The sequence below is a fragment of the Salinisphaera hydrothermalis C41B8 genome, assembly GCF_000732535.1.
GTDB classification, from domain to species: Bacteria; Pseudomonadota; Gammaproteobacteria; order Nevskiales; family Salinisphaeraceae; genus Salinisphaera; species Salinisphaera hydrothermalis.
The window spans coordinates 265927-281697 of the sequence record NZ_APNK01000001.1 but is presented as its reverse complement, the minus strand read 5'-3'; the positions used below and the strand labels follow the sequence as shown (position 1 = coordinate 281697).

Genomic DNA, 15771 nt, shown 5'->3' with positions numbered 1-15771 from the left:
TTGAAAAACCCGGGCTACGCCCGGGTTTTTTTTCGTGTAAATCCGCGTTTAGTTGTCGAGCGCATAGTCGATGGTCGTCACGACCCGCACTTTCTTGATCTCCGGGGTATAGCTGTCGAGATCGGAAATCGAGAAATAGCCTTGCGAGGCCTGCCGGATGGCGCCGACGTGGCTACCCGAGTCCTTGGCGAACTGGCGTGCGGCCGCGCGCGCATTCGCGGTCGCCTCGGCGATCATGCGCGGTTTGATCCGGTTGAGATCGGTGAACAGGAACTCGGTGCGATAGTTGTAGTTGGGAGACAGCAGTACGCCGCGCCCGATCAGTTCGCCCACACGCGGCATGGCTTTCTTTACGGCCTGGATCTTCGGCGTGCGCACCAGCATTGTGGCCTCGGCCTTGTAGCGATCGTCGGCGCTGCCACGCTGGCTCGCCGGGAGGTTCGCCCACTCGTCGCTCACTTGCGGCGAGGTGAGCGTGATTTCCTTGTCGACGAAGCCGGCGGCGTGCAGGAATTGACGCACGGTCTGGGCCTGGGCGTCGATTTTTTGCTGGGCTGCGCCGAGCGAACTGCTGTTGGTGGAGAAATGTAGCGGCCAGAGCGCGAGATTCGCGGGCACATCGCGTTCGGCCAGACCCTTGACCGTCACACTGTGGTTGGCCGCCTGCCAAGTTCGAGCGGCGGCCTGGAGGTAGTGTCCGCCGCCGACCAGGCCCACAATCAGGCACACGCCGAGAATAATAGCCGGGATCGTGTTATCGCGCATGAGATTCACTCCGATCTCATAGTCGGCATGACGCCGGCTGCACGTCTGGTATGACTACTGTAGGGCGTGTCGAGGTTTCGCGCGAGTATCGCGATGATTGTCGATGGGCGGTGCCGCGGCAGCACGGGCCCGTAAAGCATTTCGCCGCGGTTCTATGACGATGCGGCGCCGGGCACACGCCGGCCACGCGGGCCGTGGCGCGATCGCGCTATCGGCCACGCCTAAAAAACGAATGGCGGGTCGAGGGGAAGCCGTTCGGCGCCTCGACGCCGAGGCGCCCGCGGGCTGCCCGGCATGACACGGGCAGTGCAGATTGAACCGGGGGCGACAGAGACGGCGTCAGCGCAGAGCGGCGTCGCGCACGAGAATGCCGCGCTCCGCCAGATAGCTCTTGGCCTGTTGGATCGTGTAGGTGCCGAAATGGAAGATCGATGCCGCCAGCACGGCATCGGCATGGCCAGCCGACAGGCCGTCGTAGAGGTCTTCCAGGTCACCCACGCCGCCCGAAGCGATCACAGGGACCGGCACGGCATCCGAGACGGCCCGGGTAAGCTGGATATCGAAGCCCGACTTGGTGCCATCGCGGTCCATGCTGGTCAGCAACACTTCGCCGGCGCCCAGCGAGACCAGTTTCTTGGCCCAGCCGATGGCTTCGATGCCGGTGGACTTGCGGCCGCCGTGGGTGAAGATTTCGTAGCGTGGTTCTTCGTCCTTCTTGGCCGCGTTCTTCACGTCCAGGGCGACCACGATGCACTGGCTGCCGTAGCGATAGGCGGCCTCGGCCACGAATTCGGGATTGCCGATGGCGGCGGTGTTGATCGAGACCTTGTCCGCACCGGCCGACAGCAGCCGGCGGACGTCTGAGAGCGTACGCACGCCGCCACCGACGGTCAGCGGGATGAAGACTTCGCCGGCGACCTGCTCGACTACGTCCATGAGCGTGCCGCGATCCTCGGTGGATGCCGTGATGTCGAGAAAGACGAGCTCGTCGGCGCCTTGCTGGTCGTAGCGGCGGGCGATCTCGACCGGATCCCCAGCGTCGGCGATATCGAGGAACTTCACGCCCTTGACGACGCGCCCCTTGTCGATATCCAGGCAGGGAATGATGCGCTTGGCCAGGGACAAATCAGCCTCCCTTGCGCTCGTTGACGCGCTTGCGAGCAGCGGCGAGATCGAGCGTGCCTTCGTAGATCGCACGGCCGATCACCGCGCCGGCCACGCCGTCGGATTCGACTTCGAGCAGAGCATCGATATCGGCCATGTCGGTCACGCCGCCCGAAGCGATCACGGGGATCGTCAGCTCGGCGGCCAGTGCGCGCGTGGCTTCGACGTTGAGGCCCTGCATCATGCCGTCGCGGCTGATGTCGGTATGGATGATGGCGACCACGCCGTCTTCCTCGAACTGCTGGGCAAGATCGGCCACGGTGTGGTTCGACAGCTTGGACCAGCCGTCAGTGGCGACCATGCCATCGCGCGCGTCCAGCCCCACGATGATATGGCCGGGGAATTCAACGCCGACGTCGGCCACGAAGTGCGGTTCGGAGACGGCGCGGGTGCCGAGAATCACGAATTCGACGCCGCGTTCCAGGTAGGTCTCGATTGCGGCTTCATCGCGGATGCCGCCGCCGACCTGCACCGGAATCCGCCCGGCGGCGTCGACGATCTCGCCGATGACGCGATCGTTGACCGGGTAGCCGGCTTTGGCGCCGTCGAGGTCGACCACGTGGATACGATCGGCGCCTTCGTCGATCCAGCGCTGCGCCACGGCCACGGGATTATCACCGAATACCGTGACGTCGTGCATGTCGCCTTGACGCAGGCGGACGCACTGGCCGTCCTTGATGTCGATGGCAGGGATGAGTAGCACGCCGTTTCTCCTCGCTTTATTGACGGCAGATAACCGGACCGGGCGGCCGACGAAATCGTCAGGCCGCGCCGTTCCACTCCAGGAAGTTGGCAAGCAGCTGCAGCCCCGCGGACTGGCTCTTTTCGGGATGGAATTGAACGGCGAACACATTGTCGCGCAGAACCACCGACGTGAAGCGCACGCCATAGTCGGTGGTGCCGGCAATGTGCTTGGGATCGTCGGGCACGACATAGTAGCTGTGCACGAAATAGAACCAGGAATCGGGCGCAATATCCTTCCACAACGGATGGTGGCGCTCCTGATGGACCTGGTTCCAGCCCATATGCGGGATCTTGCGGCGCGAGCCGTCGGCCATGACCTCGGTTTCGGCGAACTTCACCGTGTCGCCCGGGAACGCGCCCAGACAATCCACGCCGCCGGACTCCTCCGAATGCGCCATGAGCGCCTCGATGCCGAGACATACGCCCATCAGTGGCGTCTTGCCGAGCACGCTGCGGATCATGTCGTCGAGTTCCAGGCGCTGGAGTTCATCCATGCAATGGCCGATCGCGCCCACGCCCGGTAGAACCAGCCGGTCCATGCGTGCGAGCGCGTCGGGGTCGAAGCTGACCTCGATCTGTTCGTCCGAAGCGACGTAGCGTAAAGCCTTGGCAATCGAGTGCAGATTGCCCATGCCGTAGTCGATGATGCCGACGGTTGCCATAAAACGACGAGTTGAGTTCTAGAGACTGCCCTTGGTGGAGGGCAGAGCGTCGAGAGCGCGTTCATCGCGGGCCACGGCGGCGCGCAGCGCCCGGCCGAAGGCCTTGAACAGCGTTTCCGCGATGTGATGAGCGTTATCGCCGGCCAGCGTATCCATATGCAGCGTCAATGCCGCGCCGCTGGCCACGCCCTGAAAAAATTCGCGCACCAGTTCGGTATCGAAGGTGCCGATCTTCTCCGCCGTGAACGGCACGCGGAAATGCAGGCCGGGGCGCCCGGAGAAATCCAGCACCACGCGCGATAGCGCTTCGTCGAGCGGCACATAGGCATGGCCGTAGCGCATGATGCCCTTCTTGTCGCCGACGGCTTGCTTGAGCGCCGCGCCGAGACAGATGCCGACATCCTCCACCGTGTGGTGGTCGTCGATATAGAGATCGCCCTTTGCGCGCACATCCAAATCCACCAGCCCGTGCCGGGCCAGTTGATGCAGCATGTGCTCGAAGAAGCCGATGCCGGTATCGGCGTCGAACTTGCCGGTGCCGTCCAGATCCAGGCTGAGCTGGATATCGGTTTCGGCAGTGCAGCGTTCGATCGTGGCGCGACGCGCTGTCATGGTCTCGCGGTGTACTCGGAATGCCCCTCAGGACGGTCGATCATACGCCGTTGATCACGCCGATGCGAGAGGGGGCGGGCAGGCCGGCGGATCACGGCGATCAGGCCGTTAGCCAGAACGTCACGGGGCCGTCGTTGACCAGTGAGACCTGCATATCAGCGCCGAATCGTCCGGTGGCGATGCGCGGATGGCGCGCCGCCAGCGCGTCGGCGAAATGCACGAACAACGGTTCGGCACGTTCGGGCCGGCACGCGGTGGAAAATCCCGGTCGGTTGCCGCGGCGGGTATCCGCGGCCAGCGTGAACTGCGGTACCGCCAGCACGGCCTTGTCCGCGGTGATCGCGCCCAGATTCATGCGCCCGGCGTCGTCGGCGAAGATGCGATAGGCGAGCACGCGTTCGGCCAGGCGCTCGGCGCGGGCCTCGGTGTCGTCCGGTTCGGCGGCCACCAGCGCAAGCACGCCGGCATCGATGGCCGCAATGCGCTCGCCGGCGACTGTAACCGAGGCCTGGGTGACCCGCTGAATGAGCGCGATCATCAGGTGTTCTCCGCGGCTCTTTACGGCGCCAGCGCCGGCGGATCGGCACGATGCGCCAGCAGCAGTCGTTTGAACGGGGCCGGGTCTTTGATGTGGACGACTTCGCCGCTCATCGGGAAATACGCATCAATCAGGCGCGAGGCCCAGAAACGCAGGGCGGCGGCGCGCAACATGGCCGGCCAGGCCGCGACTTCGGCGGCGTCGGGTGTACGGCGACGGGTATAGGCGGTCATGAACGCCTGCCAGTGAGTCGGGCAGTAGTGCTCGTCGTCGTCGAACGCCCAGTCGTTGCAGATGACGGCCAGATCGAACAATAGATAGTCGTGGCAGGCGTAGTAGAAATCGATCAGCCCCGAGACGCGGTTCTGGTCGAACAGCACGTTGTCCCGGAACAGGTCGGCATGGATGACGGCGGCAGGCAACTCGGCGTACAGATCCCCGGCTGCGGCCTGCTGGAATGCGATCTCGTCGGCGAGAACGGCATGCTCCTCGGCCGGCATCATGCCCTCGAGGCGCTCGGCGGCGGCGCTGATCCAGTCGAGATCGCGGGCGTTACGCTGAGCCGGCGTGAAACTGGCTACGGCCCGGTGCATTTCGGCGACCACGCCGCCGAGCGAGCGGCAGTGTTGCGCGTCGGGCGTTTCCACGCTGGCGCCATTCAGCCGATACACCAGCGCCGCAGGACGGCCACGCACACGGCTGAGAAAACCGCCATCGTTGCGCGCGACCGGATGCGCACAGGGCACGCCATGGCCGGCCAGATGATCCATGAGCTGCATGAAGAACGGCAGCTCGGCTTCATCGACCTGCTCGAACAGCGTGAGCACCCAGCGTCCGAGGCTGGTGTCGACGAAATAGTTGGTGTTGGTGATGCCGGCGGAGATGCCAGCGAAATCCTCGAGTTCGCCGACCGCATAGTCGGCGAGCAAGGCGCGCAGGTCGTCGGCTTCGACGCGGGTATAGACAGACACGAGCGACGCTCTAGGACGCGCGCCGCGCGCGTTTGAGAAACACCTGCATCTCCTTGGCGGCCTGATTGTCGCCGCGCTGTTGGGCGATCTCGATGCCGCGGGTCAGGGTATCGATGGCAGCGTCGGTCTGCCCGGTTTCAAGCAGCACGCGGCCGTAGAGCCTCCAGGCCGCGGAATACTGCGGGTCTTGTTCGACCGCCGCCGCCAGATGGACGAGCGCGGTCTCGTCATCGCCGTTTTTGTGCAATAGCTCGCCGAGCGTGAAGCGCGCCAATGGCGTATCGCGGCCGGCGTCGATCATGGCCTGAAGTTGATCCTGCATCGTCATGGCGGCGATTGTACCGAAACGGCGCGTGCGGCTGTCAGTCAGCGCCGCCAGAATGCCGGGGTGAGAATCACCAGCAGCGTGAACACTTCCAGGCGCCCGAGCAACATGGACATGCATAGCACCCACTTGGCGAGTTTGGGAATGCCGGCCATGTTGGAGGCGACCGCGCCCAGCCCTGGGCCCACGTTGTTGATTGTCGCGGCCACGGCCGAGAACGAGGTCAGCTCGTTGAGTCCGGTCGACAGCAGGATGAGAAACATCACCGCGAATACGGTCACATAGACCGAAAAGAAGCCCCAGACCGCATGCACCACCCGATCGGGGATGACCTTGCCGCCCATCTTGATGGGGATTTCGGCGTTGGGATGCACCAGGCGGCTGATCTCGCGCGTGCCCTGCTTGGCCAACAGGATGAAGCGGACGACTTTCATCCCGCCAGTGGTCGATCCGGCACAGCCGCCGATGAAACTGCCGAGCAGCAGAAACATGGGCAGGAAGCTCGGCCAGATGGTGTAGTCCGTGGTCGTGAAGCCGGTTGTGGTGCCGATCGATAAGACCTGGAACAAAGCCTTGATGACGGCGTCGGGGGCATCGACGTAGGTGCCCGAGGCCAGCAGGACGATCGTGGTCACGGCGGTGGCGGCCACGACCATGATCAGGAATGTGCGGGTTTCCGAGTCGCGCCAGTAGTTCAACGGGTTGGCACTGCGCCAGACCGAGAAATGCATGCCGAAGCTGATAGCGCCGATCAGCATCGACACGATCGCGGCCAGCTCGATAACCGGGCTGTCGTGATAGCCCAGCGAAAGATCGTGGTTGGAAAAACCGCCGGTGGCGATGGCCGAGAAGGCATCGCTGATCGCATCGAACGGCGTCGTACCGGCGGCCCAGAACAGCAATGCACAAAACGCCGTGAGCGAGACGTACAGATACCAGAGCGCTTTGGCCGTCTCGCGAATGCGCGGGGTGAGTTTGGAATCCTTGATCGGGCCCGGCGTTTCCGCGCGATACAGCTGCATACCGCCTACGCCCAGCATGGGTAGTACGGCGACCGCCAGCACGATGATGCCCATGCCGCCCATCCAGTGCAGCAGTACGCGCCAGAACAGAATGGCGTGGGGCAGGGTGTCGAGCCCGGTGAGTACGGTGGCCCCGGTCGTGGTCAGCCCCGACACCGATTCGAAGGTCGCGTCGGTAAAGCTCATGTCGGGGCGGGTGGCCAGCCACAGCGGGATGGCGCCGAACAGGCTCAGCACCATCCAGAACAACACGACCACCAGAAAGCCGTCGCGGATCTTGAGTTCACGCTGTACGTGGCGAGTCGGCAGCCACGCGGCCAGGCCGGTCGCCAGCGTGATGAAAAAGCCGATAATGAAGGCTTCCATCTCGCCGTCGCCGTAGATTAACGCGACCACCACCGGCGCCAGCATCGACACCGAGAAGATCATCAACAGCAGGCCGAGCACCCGCTGTACGACGGCATAGTAATAATTCAGGCGGCCCCGGACGATTGCAGACAACGACATCAGACGTACGACACGCCAACCTGGAAGAGTTGTTCGACCTCGGCCGTGTATTTCTTGTCGATGATGAAGATCATCACGTGATCGCCGGACTCGATCACCGTGTCGTGATGCGCGATCAGCACATCGTCGCCACGGGCGATGGCGCCTATCGAGGCGCCGGGGGGGAGCTTGATTTCGTCGATGCGACGGCCGACCACGCGAGAATTCGAGCGCTCGCCATGGGCGATCGCCTCGATGGCCTCGGCCGCGCCGCGGCGCAGCGTATGGGCGCGTACGACGTCGCCGCGCCGCACATGGGCCAGCAGCGCCGAAATCGTCGACTGCTTGGGCGAGATGGCGATATCGATCTGGGTGCCGGACGATTCGATCAGATCAACGTAGGCCAGCCGGTTGATCAACGACATCGCCTTGCGCGCGCCCAGACGCTTGGCCAGCATCGCCGACAAAATGTTGGCTTCATCGTCGTCGGTCACCGAGCAGAACACATCGACCGATTCGATGTTCTCCTCGCGCAACAGCGCCTCGTTGGCGGCGTCGCCCTTGAGCACGATCGATCGGTTCACGCGTTCGGACAGCCAGCCGGCGCGCTCGGGATTATGCTCGATCACCTTGACCTGGCACTGGTTTTCCAGCGCCAGCGCCAGACGGGTACCGATATTGCCGCCGCCGGCCAGCATCACGCGTTTGACCGGCCGGTCGATCTTGCGCAGCTCGCCGATCACTTGCTTGATGTCGCGGCGCGCGGCGACGAAAAACACCTCGTCGTCGGCCTCGACGATGGTGTCGCCCTGCGGAATCAGCGGTTTGCCGCGGCGATAGATCGCAACGACGCGAGTATCGACGTTCGGGATGTGCTGGCGCAGCGCGCGCAGTTCGTTGCCGACCAGGGGGCCGCCGTAATAGGCCTTCACGCCGACGACCTGCACCCGGCCCTCGGCGAAATCGACCACCTGCAAGGCGCCGGGATACTGAATCAGGCGCTTGATGTAGTCGGTGACGAGCTGTTCCGGGCTGATCGACATGTCGATCGGGATGGCGTCCTGATGGAACAGCCGCTCCTCAACCAGGTATTCCGCGGAACGAATGCGCGCGATCTTGGTCGGGGTATGAAACAGCGTATAGGCGATCTGGCAGGCGACCATGTTGATTTCGTCGACCGCGGTCACCGCGATGATCATGTCCGCGTCGTTGGCGCCGGCATCGCGCAACACGGCCGGATGCGCGGCATAGCCGTGTACGGCCCGGATATCGAGCCGGTCCTGCAGTGGTCGCAGCAATGATTCGTTGGTATCGACGACCGTGACGTCGTTCGATTCATGGGCGAGATTTTCGGCCAGCGTCGCGCCGACTTCGCCCGCCCCCAGGATGATGATCTTCATGCGCGGCAACAGTAGATCGCGCCCGCATGCGTTGCAATAGTGACGTCCTGCGAAGTTGCCCGGTCGCTGGGTTGTCTCGTCTGCGAACGGTAGGATACGGGCCCATGCCATCACAACGGAGTTCGCCATGAGTTCGAGCGAGGCCATAGATTGGCTCGCGGCCGTCGATTGGGACGATCGGGGGCTGGTGCCGGTGATTACGCAGTCCGTGGAGACCGGGCGCGTGTTGACTCTGGCCTGGATGAATCGGGAATCGCTCGCGGCCACGGTGGAATCGGGGTACGCCACCTACTGGTCGCGTTCGCGCGCGACGTTATGGCGCAAGGGCGAGACCTCCGGCAATCTTCAGCGTATTGTCGAAATCGCGCTCGACTGCGACAACGATGCGCTGTTGTTGCGCGTTGAGCAGATTGGTGGCGTCGCCTGCCACACCGGGCGCGAATCCTGTTTCTTCCAGATACTGGACGGCGATACCTGGGTCACCCGGGATCCCGTGCTCAAGGATCCCCAGCGAATGTATGGTCTGCATGAGTAAATCAGCCCCGAATTCAGCCCCGGCCGACAGCGACGTTTTCACCGCGCTGGATGCCGCCTTGGCCAAACGTCGAATGTCTGATCCCGCGCATAGTTACACCGCCTCGCTGTATGCTGGTGGTGTGGCCGCGATCAGCGAGAAGATCGACGAGGAAGCGGCCGAGGTCATAGAGGCCGCCCGCGGTGACGACGATTCGCATGTCGTGCACGAAGTGGCCGACCTATGGTTTCACTGCATGGTTCTGCTCCAGTCGAGAGGGCTGGATTCCACGGCGGTACGCGATGAATTGGCCCGGCGTTTCGGCGTATCAGGGCACGAGGAGAAAGCCGCCCGTGGAGGACACGGCGGGGACAACGCCTAACACGAAGAGGTTTATATGCTTTCCGGTATCAGTATTTGGCAGCTGCTCATCCTTCTGGTCATTGTGCTGCTCGTCTTCGGCTCGAAGCGGCTGCGCAATCTCGGACCGGATCTCGGCTCCGCGCTCAAGGGCTTCCGTTCCGCGATGAAGGACGACGACGACAGCAAGAGCGACGACAAGCACGATCCGAAGGTCGTGGATCACGCCAAGCGTGAAGACGGATCGAGCCACGGCGAACACCGTAGTCACGACACCGGTGCCGATAACGACACCGCCGGCCGTCGCGACTAAAGCGAGTACGCCATGTTCGACATCGGTTTCTGGGAACTGGCGGTTCTCGGCGTAATCGGGCTGATCGTGCTCGGTCCCGAGCGTTTGCCGGTGGTCGCCCGCACGCTCGGTCGCTGGGCCGGGCGCGCCCGACATTATGTCAACGCCTTGACGACAGAGCTCGAAAACGAGATTGCCGCCGAGGATATTCGCAAGGACGTGCGGCGCGCGCGCGAGCAGATCGAGTCCGAGACGCGGGAGTTTCGCGAGAGCACGGAACAGGCCGTCAGCCCGTTGATGGAGCCGATCGAGGGCGAAAGCGAACGGGCCGCGCCCGCCGGCCCGGACGACAGCGGAGGCGCACCGAGGGAGGCCAGCGAGTCCGATTCGATCGCCGCATCCGAGGCCCTCGATTCGAGCGCCGAGTCCGGCGCGCCGACAACGCATAGAAACGACGAGAATCGCCCGTGAGCGACAAAGAAATCGACGACAACGAACAGCCCTTGATGGCGCACCTGCTCGAGTTGCGCACCCGGGTGATACGCATCGCACTCGGCATCGTTGTCGTTTTTCTGCCCTGTTTCTATTTCTCGCGTTCGCTGTTCACCTACTTGTCGGGTCCGTTGCTCGTACACATGCCGAATCATTCCAGCCTTATCGCGACTGGGGTGACGGCGCCATTTCTGGTGCCGATGAAGCTCTCGCTCATGGTCGCGTTCGCGGTCTCGCTGCCGTGGACGCTGTATCAGGTGTGGATGTTCATCGCGCCCGGTCTGTATATGGCCGAACGTCGGCTGGTGACGCCTCTTCTGGTGTCCAGCACGCTGCTGTTCTATCTCGGCATGACGTTCGCTTATTACGTCATCTTCCCGATCGTGTTCGGCTTCTTTGTCTCGGTGGCGCCGGCCGGCGTGACGGTGATGACCGACATCTCGAACTACCTGGACTTCGTCCTGAAAATGTTCATGGCCTTCGGTATTGCGTTCGAGCTACCGGTGGCAATTTTCCTGATCGTTTGGGCCGGGTTCGTGACGCCGAAGCAGCTGGGCAGCTATCGGCCGTATGTGCTGGTCGCTGCGTTCGCTGCCGGTATGCTGCTGACGCCGCCGGACGTCATTTCGCAGACCCTGTTGGCGGTGCCGATTTACCTGCTCTATGAAGTCGGGCTGTTCACGGCGCGGATGTTTGCGCCCGGGGCGCGAGAGCGAGAACAGGAATCCAGCTGACGGGTGCTCGTTGCGGGCGCTTCGGTTAGGGCCTGTTAACCCTTCCGCGTGCGCCGCGCCGGCGATCATTTTTTGCAAGAGCAAGGCATAGGTCGCGTACCGCAGTCATTCTGCCGTAGCGAACGACAATGCCGGATTGCGGAAAAATGACCGCCGTCCGGTCGGGTTGCGCCCAAAAACCGGCCATGCGGCGTTGCACGGCTTGACCTTGGAATGACCAAGGCCGGCGCCATGCGCCTTGCTTGGCCGGTTTTTGGGCGGCAACGCGGTCACGGGGTCAAGGGCGAAGTGTTAACAGGCCCTAATTCAGTCTTAATTCATTGGCTGCGCGTAGGTTCGGGATGTTTCTTACAACCAAGTAGGACACCCTATGTTCAAGAAAACCGCTATTGCTTTGGGTCTGGCTATGGCGACCGGCGCAGCGTTTGCCGGTTCCGGCATGAGTGCGTCCGGCCAAGCCGGCGCGACGGCTGGCAATGGGCAGGCGAACATGTCCACAAGTGGTTCGTTGACGGCCGAGTTTCACAAGCTCGATACCAATAACGATGGTGTGCTGAGCCCCAGCGAAGCCCAGGCCAACCCGCGGGTGGCCAAACTCTACGACTCGATGGACACCAACGCGTCGATCAAGACCGATCCGCACGCCAAGAAAGGTGATGAAAGCGCGGGTGGCATTACGCTCAATCAGTTCAAGGCGGGCATGCAGGCCGCGAGCCGCGGCGCCGTGGGCCCGGCCGTATCGGGCGGCGAAACGTACACCGTGATGAAAAACGGCAGTAAGCGCGTGATATCGAACTCCGCGCAGAAGGCCGGCAATGCGATGCAGCGCACGCAGCAAGACATGCGTTCGGCCGGCCAGTCGATGCGCAACTCGGCATCGCAGATGAGCCAGAGCGCGCATGATCGTATGTCCGGTATGCAGAACAACATGCAGAATCAGGCCTCGCAGACGCAGCACAACATGCAGAGTCAGGCCGATCGTATGCGCAACAATGCATCGCAGACGATGCGGCGGGGCGACAACACGATGTCCGCCGGCGGCGGCATGAAGGCCAATGGCTCGATGCAGACGCAGACGCAGATGTCGTCGCAACCGCAGAAAAACAACCCGTAAGAGCCAGCGATCGAGGTGGGCGGCTGGCTTGATACCGGCGCCCGCGATCGACGCTGAATCGATCGGGATACCGCCCGCCAGCGCCGGACTCCGACCAGAGGAGTCTGGGTTGGCGGGCGGTTTCTTTTTGTGTAGAAGATGACGAGCCAACCCATGCCCGGAGCTCGTGATCGTCTCAACCGTCGATATTCAACCGGACAGCCCTTCGCTCGAGTTCGGGTGGCGCGCGCGGCTGGACCTGACCATCGCGCGGCGTGGCGAGCGCAGCGTGGCCGTGAGACGGCGCCATGTCGGGCCGGTGTATATCCAGCGCCCGCTGTATCCCGAGCTTGACGGTACCGCGCATGTGATGCTCCTGCATCCGCCCGGGGGTGTCGTTCAGGGCGACGAGATCGTGTTCAGCGTTGCCGTCGAACCCGGCGCCCAAGCCCTGATTACCACGCCCTCGGCGGCCAAACTCTATCGCTCGCCCGATCGAGCCAGCCGACAGAGCGTGCAGTTGTGTGTGGGCCGTGGCAGCAGCCTTGAATGGCTTCCGCAGGAAGCGATTGTTTTTGACGGGGCCCGTGCACAGACGTCGCTCGATCTCGATCTGGCGGCGGACGCGCGGGCGATCGCCTGGGATGTCTGGATGCTCGGGCGGCCGGCCTCCGGCGAGTCGTTCCAGCACGGCCGCTACGACGGACGCTTGAACGTACGCCTCGACGGACGACTGCTATGGCACGAGCGCACCGGCGTGCCCGGCGCTGGCGACTCGCCCATGCTGGATGCCACCTGGGGGATGGGTGGGGCGCGCGCAATGGGCACGCTCGTTGCTTATCGGCCAGAAGGGTTCGACGAAGCCACGGTGACCGATGTTCGAAGCGTGCTTGCGGTCTACGATCTTGCCGTCGGCGTTTCGGCGGTCGATGGTTTGCTGGTGGTTCGCGTGACCGCCCGTGAAGCACATGAAATACAGCCGCCGCTGCGCAACTTATGGGTATGGTTGCGGCCTTTGGTCTACGACAAATCGGCCGTTGCGCCCCGCATTTGGGCGACTTAGGCTCTGCTGCGCGGTTATTCCCCGCATTGAGCTATCGCCCGGCGCGTGTCGGCAGGCCGAGTATCGGCCGCCAGCGCGTGGTTTGCCGTGGCCGGCTCGCCCCGTTGTGCCGCGATTGTCAGATCAGGCGGGTTCGGAGTCTCACCGATCCGCCGCCAAACCCGGAATGCGTCATGGATCTCACGCCTCGTGAAAAAGACAAGTTGCTTATCTTCTCGGCCGGGCTGCTGGCGGAGCGACGGCGCGAGCGTGGTCTGAAGCTCAACTATCCCGAAGCCATGGCATTTATCGCGTCGGCACTGATGGAAGGCGCCCGCGAGGGGCGGTCGGTTGCTGAGATGATGGACTACGGCCGGACATTGCTCTCGCGCGACGACGTCATGGAAGGCGTGCCGGAGATGCTGACCGAGGTTCAGGTCGAGGCAACATTCATCGACGGCACCAAGCTCGTTACCGTCCACGATCCGATTGTCTGAGGTAGCCATGATTCCAGGCGAGATACTGCCCGCCGAGGGCGAAATCGAGATCAATGCCGGCCGCGAGCGGCATGAGATCGAGGTTTCCAATACCGGCGATCGGCCGATTCAGGTCGGTTCCCACTATCATTTTGCCGAGACCAATCCGGCGTTGTCGTTCGATCGGGCCGCGGCTCGCGGTTGGCGGCTCGACGTGCCGGCCGGGACCGCCGTGCGCTTTGAGCCGGGGGCTACGCGTCGGGTGACGCTGGTGCCGTATGTCGGCCGGCGCACGATCTATGGTTTTCATGGCGAGGTCATGGGGCCCTTGTCGGAGGATTCGGCATGACACGTATGGACCGCACGGCTTACGCCGAGATGTTCGGGCCCGCGGCGGGCGACCGCGTGCGGCTCGGCGATACCGCCCTGGTCATCCAGATCGAGTCCGATAACGGCCATTACGGCGACGAAGTGAAGTTCGGCGGCGGCAAGGTCGTGCGTGACGGCATGGGGCAGAGCCAGCACGGGAACGATGTCGCCGCCGATACGGTGATCACCAATGTGGTGATCCTCGACTGGTGGGGCATCGTGAAGGCCGATGTCGGCATCTCGGCCGGCCGTATATCCGGCATCGGCAAGGCCGGCAATCCGGACGTCATGGACGGCGTCGAGATCGTGATCGGGCCGGGCACGGAAATCATCGCCGGCGAGGGCCAGATTCTGACCGCCGGCGGCATCGACGCGCATATTCATTTCGTCTGCCCGCAGCAGATCGAGGAAGCGCTGGCCTCGGGCGTGACCACCATGATCGGCGGCGGTACGGGTCCGGCGACTGGGACCAAGGCCACGACGGCCACCCCGGGCCCCTGGCACATGCATCGCATGCTCGAAGCCGCCGATGCATTTCCCATGAACCTCGGTTTCCTCGGCAAGGGCAATGCCAGTCTGCCCGGCCCGTTGCACGAGCAGGTTCTCGCCGGCGCCTGCGGGCTGAAGCTGCACGAGGACTGGGGCACGACGCCGGCCGCCATCGACAACTGTCTGACCGTGGCCGACGAAACCGATGTCCAGGTGGCCATTCATACCGACACCCTCAACGAATCCGGCTTCGTCGAAGATACCTTCGCCGCCTTCAAGGACCGGGTGATTCATACCTATCACACCGAGGGCGCGGGCGGCGGCCATGCGCCGGACATCATCACCGCGGCCGGCAAACCCAACGTGCTGCCCTCGAGCACCAATCCGACGCGGCCGTATACGGCCAACACGGTCGACGAGCATCTCGACATGCTCATGGTCTGTCATCACCTGAGCCCGTCGATCGCCGAGGATGTGGCGTTCGCCGATTCGCGCATCCGGCGTGAAACCATCGCCGCCGAAGACATCCTCCATGATCTCGGCGCGTTCTCCATGATCGCTTCCGATTCCCAGGCCATGGGCCGCGTGGGCGAAGTCATCACCCGGACATGGCAGACCGCCCACAAGATGCGCGTCCAGCGCGGGCCCGCCCCGGGCGATTCCGAAAGGGCGGACAACGAACGCGTCAAGCGTTATATCGCCAAATACACCATCAACCCGGCGATCACGCACGGCATCGCGCACGAGGTGGGCTCGGTCGAGGTGGGCAAGCTGGCGGATCTCGTACTGTGGAAGCCGGCGTTTTTTGGCACCAAGCCGGCGACGATCATCAAGGGCGGCGCGATCGCCATGGCGCCGATGGGCGATCCGAACGCCTCGATTCCCACGCCCCAGCCGGTACACTACCGACCGATGTTCGGCGCCTATGGCCGCTCGCGCACCGCGACATCGGTGACGTTCACCTCGGCGGCCGCACTGGCGGCCGGCATCGGCGAACAGCTCGGCCTGCGCAAGCGGCTGGTCGCGGTGACCGGCACCCGGCAATTGTCCAAGGCCGATATGCGCAACAACGACGCCTTGCCCCATATCGAGGTCGACCCCCAGACCTACGATGTCCGGGCCGACGGCGAACTGCTGGTCTGTGAACCGGCGGCGGAACTGCCGCTGGCACAGCGTTATTTTCTGTTCTAGTTCGACGCTCGGCGTCGACCTCATAGCTCT

The 15771-nt window shown here is 63.6% G+C and carries 20 protein-coding genes; 10 read left to right on the top strand and 10 right to left on the bottom strand.

Going from position 1 to position 15771, the window contains the following annotated elements; translation table 11 throughout:
• Positions 1-48: 48 nt before the first annotated feature.
• The 10 genes from C41B8_RS01235 to trkA form a co-directional block, all read right to left on the bottom strand.
• Positions 49-765: an SIMPL domain-containing protein gene (locus C41B8_RS01235; protein WP_037332924.1), complete on the bottom strand. Its 717-nt coding sequence runs from the start codon at positions 763-765 to the stop codon at positions 49-51.
• A 339-nt stretch (positions 766-1104) separates the two neighbouring features.
• On the bottom strand, positions 1105-1890 hold the full coding sequence (gene hisF / locus C41B8_RS01230; protein ID WP_037332922.1) for an imidazole glycerol phosphate synthase subunit HisF: 786 nt from the start codon (positions 1888-1890) through the stop codon (positions 1105-1107).
• Between the two features lies 1 nt (position 1891).
• A complete protein-coding gene (gene hisA, locus C41B8_RS01225) occupies positions 1892-2632 on the bottom strand; it encodes a 1-(5-phosphoribosyl)-5-[(5-phosphoribosylamino)methylideneamino]imidazole-4-carboxamide isomerase (protein WP_037332921.1) in 741 nt (246 codons plus the stop codon).
• A 58-nt stretch (positions 2633-2690) separates the two neighbouring features.
• Positions 2691-3335 (bottom strand): imidazole glycerol phosphate synthase subunit HisH, encoded by a 645-nt coding sequence (gene hisH / locus C41B8_RS01220; RefSeq protein WP_037332920.1) that lies wholly within the window; start codon positions 3333-3335, stop codon positions 2691-2693.
• Between the two features lie 18 nt (positions 3336-3353).
• Entirely contained in the window at positions 3354-3947 is a 594-nt protein-coding gene (hisB, locus tag C41B8_RS01215; protein WP_037332919.1) for an imidazoleglycerol-phosphate dehydratase HisB, read from the bottom strand.
• 100 nt (positions 3948-4047) lie between these two features.
• Positions 4048-4485: a D-aminoacyl-tRNA deacylase gene (gene dtd / locus C41B8_RS01210; RefSeq protein WP_037332917.1), complete on the bottom strand. Its 438-nt coding sequence runs from the start codon at positions 4483-4485 to the stop codon at positions 4048-4050.
• Positions 4486-4505: 20 nt separating this feature from the next.
• Positions 4506-5456, bottom strand: a complete 951-nt coding sequence (locus C41B8_RS01205) for a homoserine kinase (RefSeq protein WP_037332915.1) — start codon at positions 5454-5456, stop codon at positions 4506-4508.
• Between the two features lie 10 nt (positions 5457-5466).
• Positions 5467-5778, bottom strand: a complete 312-nt coding sequence (locus tag C41B8_RS01200) for a tetratricopeptide repeat protein (RefSeq protein WP_232225960.1) — start codon at positions 5776-5778, stop codon at positions 5467-5469.
• Between the two features lie 44 nt (positions 5779-5822).
• Entirely contained in the window at positions 5823-7232 is a 1410-nt protein-coding gene (locus tag C41B8_RS01195) for a TrkH family potassium uptake protein (RefSeq protein ID WP_232225967.1), read from the bottom strand.
• A 77-nt stretch (positions 7233-7309) separates the two neighbouring features.
• Complete coding sequence (gene trkA, locus C41B8_RS01190) at positions 7310-8689, bottom strand: Trk system potassium transporter TrkA (protein WP_037333159.1); 1380 nt, start codon at positions 8687-8689, stop codon at positions 7310-7312.
• Positions 8690-8816: 127 nt separating this feature from the next.
• On the opposite strand from trkA, the gene hisI reads away from it, so the two are divergent.
• The 10 genes from hisI to ureC all read left to right on the top strand — a co-directional run bounded on the left by hisI (position 8817) and on the right by ureC (position 15741).
• A complete protein-coding gene (gene hisI, locus C41B8_RS01185; protein WP_037332911.1) occupies positions 8817-9224 on the top strand; it encodes a phosphoribosyl-AMP cyclohydrolase in 408 nt (135 codons plus the stop codon).
• Complete coding sequence (locus C41B8_RS01180) at positions 9217-9585, top strand: phosphoribosyl-ATP diphosphatase (protein ID WP_037332910.1); 369 nt, start codon at positions 9217-9219, stop codon at positions 9583-9585. Before hisI ends, C41B8_RS01180 begins: the two co-directional genes overlap by 8 nt.
• 15 nt (positions 9586-9600) lie before the next feature.
• On the top strand, positions 9601-9876 hold the full coding sequence (gene tatA, locus C41B8_RS01175; RefSeq protein WP_037332907.1) for a twin-arginine translocase TatA/TatE family subunit: 276 nt from the start codon (positions 9601-9603) through the stop codon (positions 9874-9876).
• 12 nt (positions 9877-9888) lie between these two features.
• Positions 9889-10326, top strand: a complete 438-nt coding sequence (tatB, locus tag C41B8_RS01170) for a Sec-independent protein translocase protein TatB (RefSeq protein WP_051882645.1) — start codon at positions 9889-9891, stop codon at positions 10324-10326.
• A gap of 11 nt (positions 10327-10337) precedes the next feature.
• Positions 10338-11081, top strand: coding sequence for a twin-arginine translocase subunit TatC (gene tatC, locus C41B8_RS01165; protein ID WP_353213895.1), 744 nt, complete (start codon positions 10338-10340; stop codon positions 11079-11081).
• 370 nt (positions 11082-11451) lie between these two features.
• Entirely contained in the window at positions 11452-12195 is a 744-nt protein-coding gene (locus C41B8_RS01160) for an EF-hand domain-containing protein (RefSeq protein ID WP_037332905.1), read from the top strand.
• Positions 12196-12361: 166 nt separating this feature from the next.
• Complete coding sequence (locus C41B8_RS01155) at positions 12362-13237, top strand: urease accessory protein UreD (protein ID WP_051882643.1); 876 nt, start codon at positions 12362-12364, stop codon at positions 13235-13237.
• A 173-nt stretch (positions 13238-13410) separates the two neighbouring features.
• Positions 13411-13713 carry an urease subunit gamma gene (ureA, locus tag C41B8_RS01150; protein WP_037332901.1) on the top strand — a complete coding sequence of 101 codons (303 nt, stop codon included), beginning with the start codon at positions 13411-13413 and terminating at the stop codon, positions 13711-13713.
• A gap of 7 nt (positions 13714-13720) precedes the next feature.
• The gene (locus C41B8_RS01145) at positions 13721-14041 is read left to right on the top strand and encodes an urease subunit beta (RefSeq protein WP_037332899.1); all 321 of its coding nucleotides are present in this window, start codon (positions 13721-13723) and stop codon (positions 14039-14041) included.
• Positions 14038-15741, top strand: coding sequence for an urease subunit alpha (gene ureC / locus C41B8_RS01140; RefSeq protein ID WP_037332897.1), 1704 nt, complete (start codon positions 14038-14040; stop codon positions 15739-15741). Before C41B8_RS01145 ends, ureC begins: the two co-directional genes overlap by 4 nt.
• Positions 15742-15771: the final 30 nt, after the last annotated feature.

Bases quoted from the DNA above. Each gene is read 5' to 3' on its own strand.
- C41B8_RS01235 (WP_037332924.1), bottom strand. From the start codon at position 765: ATGCGCGATAACACGATCCCGGCTATTATTCTCGGCGTGTGCCTGATT.
- hisH (WP_037332920.1), bottom strand. From the start codon at position 3,335: ATGGCAACCGTCGGCATCATCGACTACGGCATGGGCAATCTGCACTCG.
- hisB (WP_037332919.1), bottom strand. From the start codon at position 3,947: ATGACAGCGCGTCGCGCCACGATCGAACGCTGCACTGCCGAAACCGAT.
- dtd (WP_037332917.1), bottom strand. From the start codon at position 4,485: ATGATCGCGCTCATTCAGCGGGTCACCCAGGCCTCGGTTACAGTCGCC.
- C41B8_RS01200 (WP_232225960.1), bottom strand. From the start codon at position 5,778: ATGCAGGATCAACTTCAGGCCATGATCGACGCCGGCCGCGATACGCCA.
- C41B8_RS01195 (WP_232225967.1), bottom strand. From the start codon at position 7,232: ATGATCTTCTCGGTGTCGATGCTGGCGCCGGTGGTGGTCGCGTTAATC.
- trkA (WP_037333159.1), bottom strand. From the start codon at position 8,689: ATGAAGATCATCATCCTGGGGGCGGGCGAAGTCGGCGCGACGCTGGCC.
- hisI (WP_037332911.1), top strand. From the start codon at position 8,817: ATGAGTTCGAGCGAGGCCATAGATTGGCTCGCGGCCGTCGATTGGGAC.
- C41B8_RS01180 (WP_037332910.1), top strand. From the start codon at position 9,217: ATGAGTAAATCAGCCCCGAATTCAGCCCCGGCCGACAGCGACGTTTTC.
- tatA (WP_037332907.1), top strand. From the start codon at position 9,601: ATGCTTTCCGGTATCAGTATTTGGCAGCTGCTCATCCTTCTGGTCATT.
- tatB (WP_051882645.1), top strand. From the start codon at position 9,889: ATGTTCGACATCGGTTTCTGGGAACTGGCGGTTCTCGGCGTAATCGGG.
- C41B8_RS01160 (WP_037332905.1), top strand. From the start codon at position 11,452: ATGTTCAAGAAAACCGCTATTGCTTTGGGTCTGGCTATGGCGACCGGC.
- ureA (WP_037332901.1), top strand. From the start codon at position 13,411: ATGGATCTCACGCCTCGTGAAAAAGACAAGTTGCTTATCTTCTCGGCC.
- C41B8_RS01145 (WP_037332899.1), top strand. From the start codon at position 13,721: ATGATTCCAGGCGAGATACTGCCCGCCGAGGGCGAAATCGAGATCAAT.
- ureC (WP_037332897.1), top strand. From the start codon at position 14,038: ATGACACGTATGGACCGCACGGCTTACGCCGAGATGTTCGGGCCCGCG.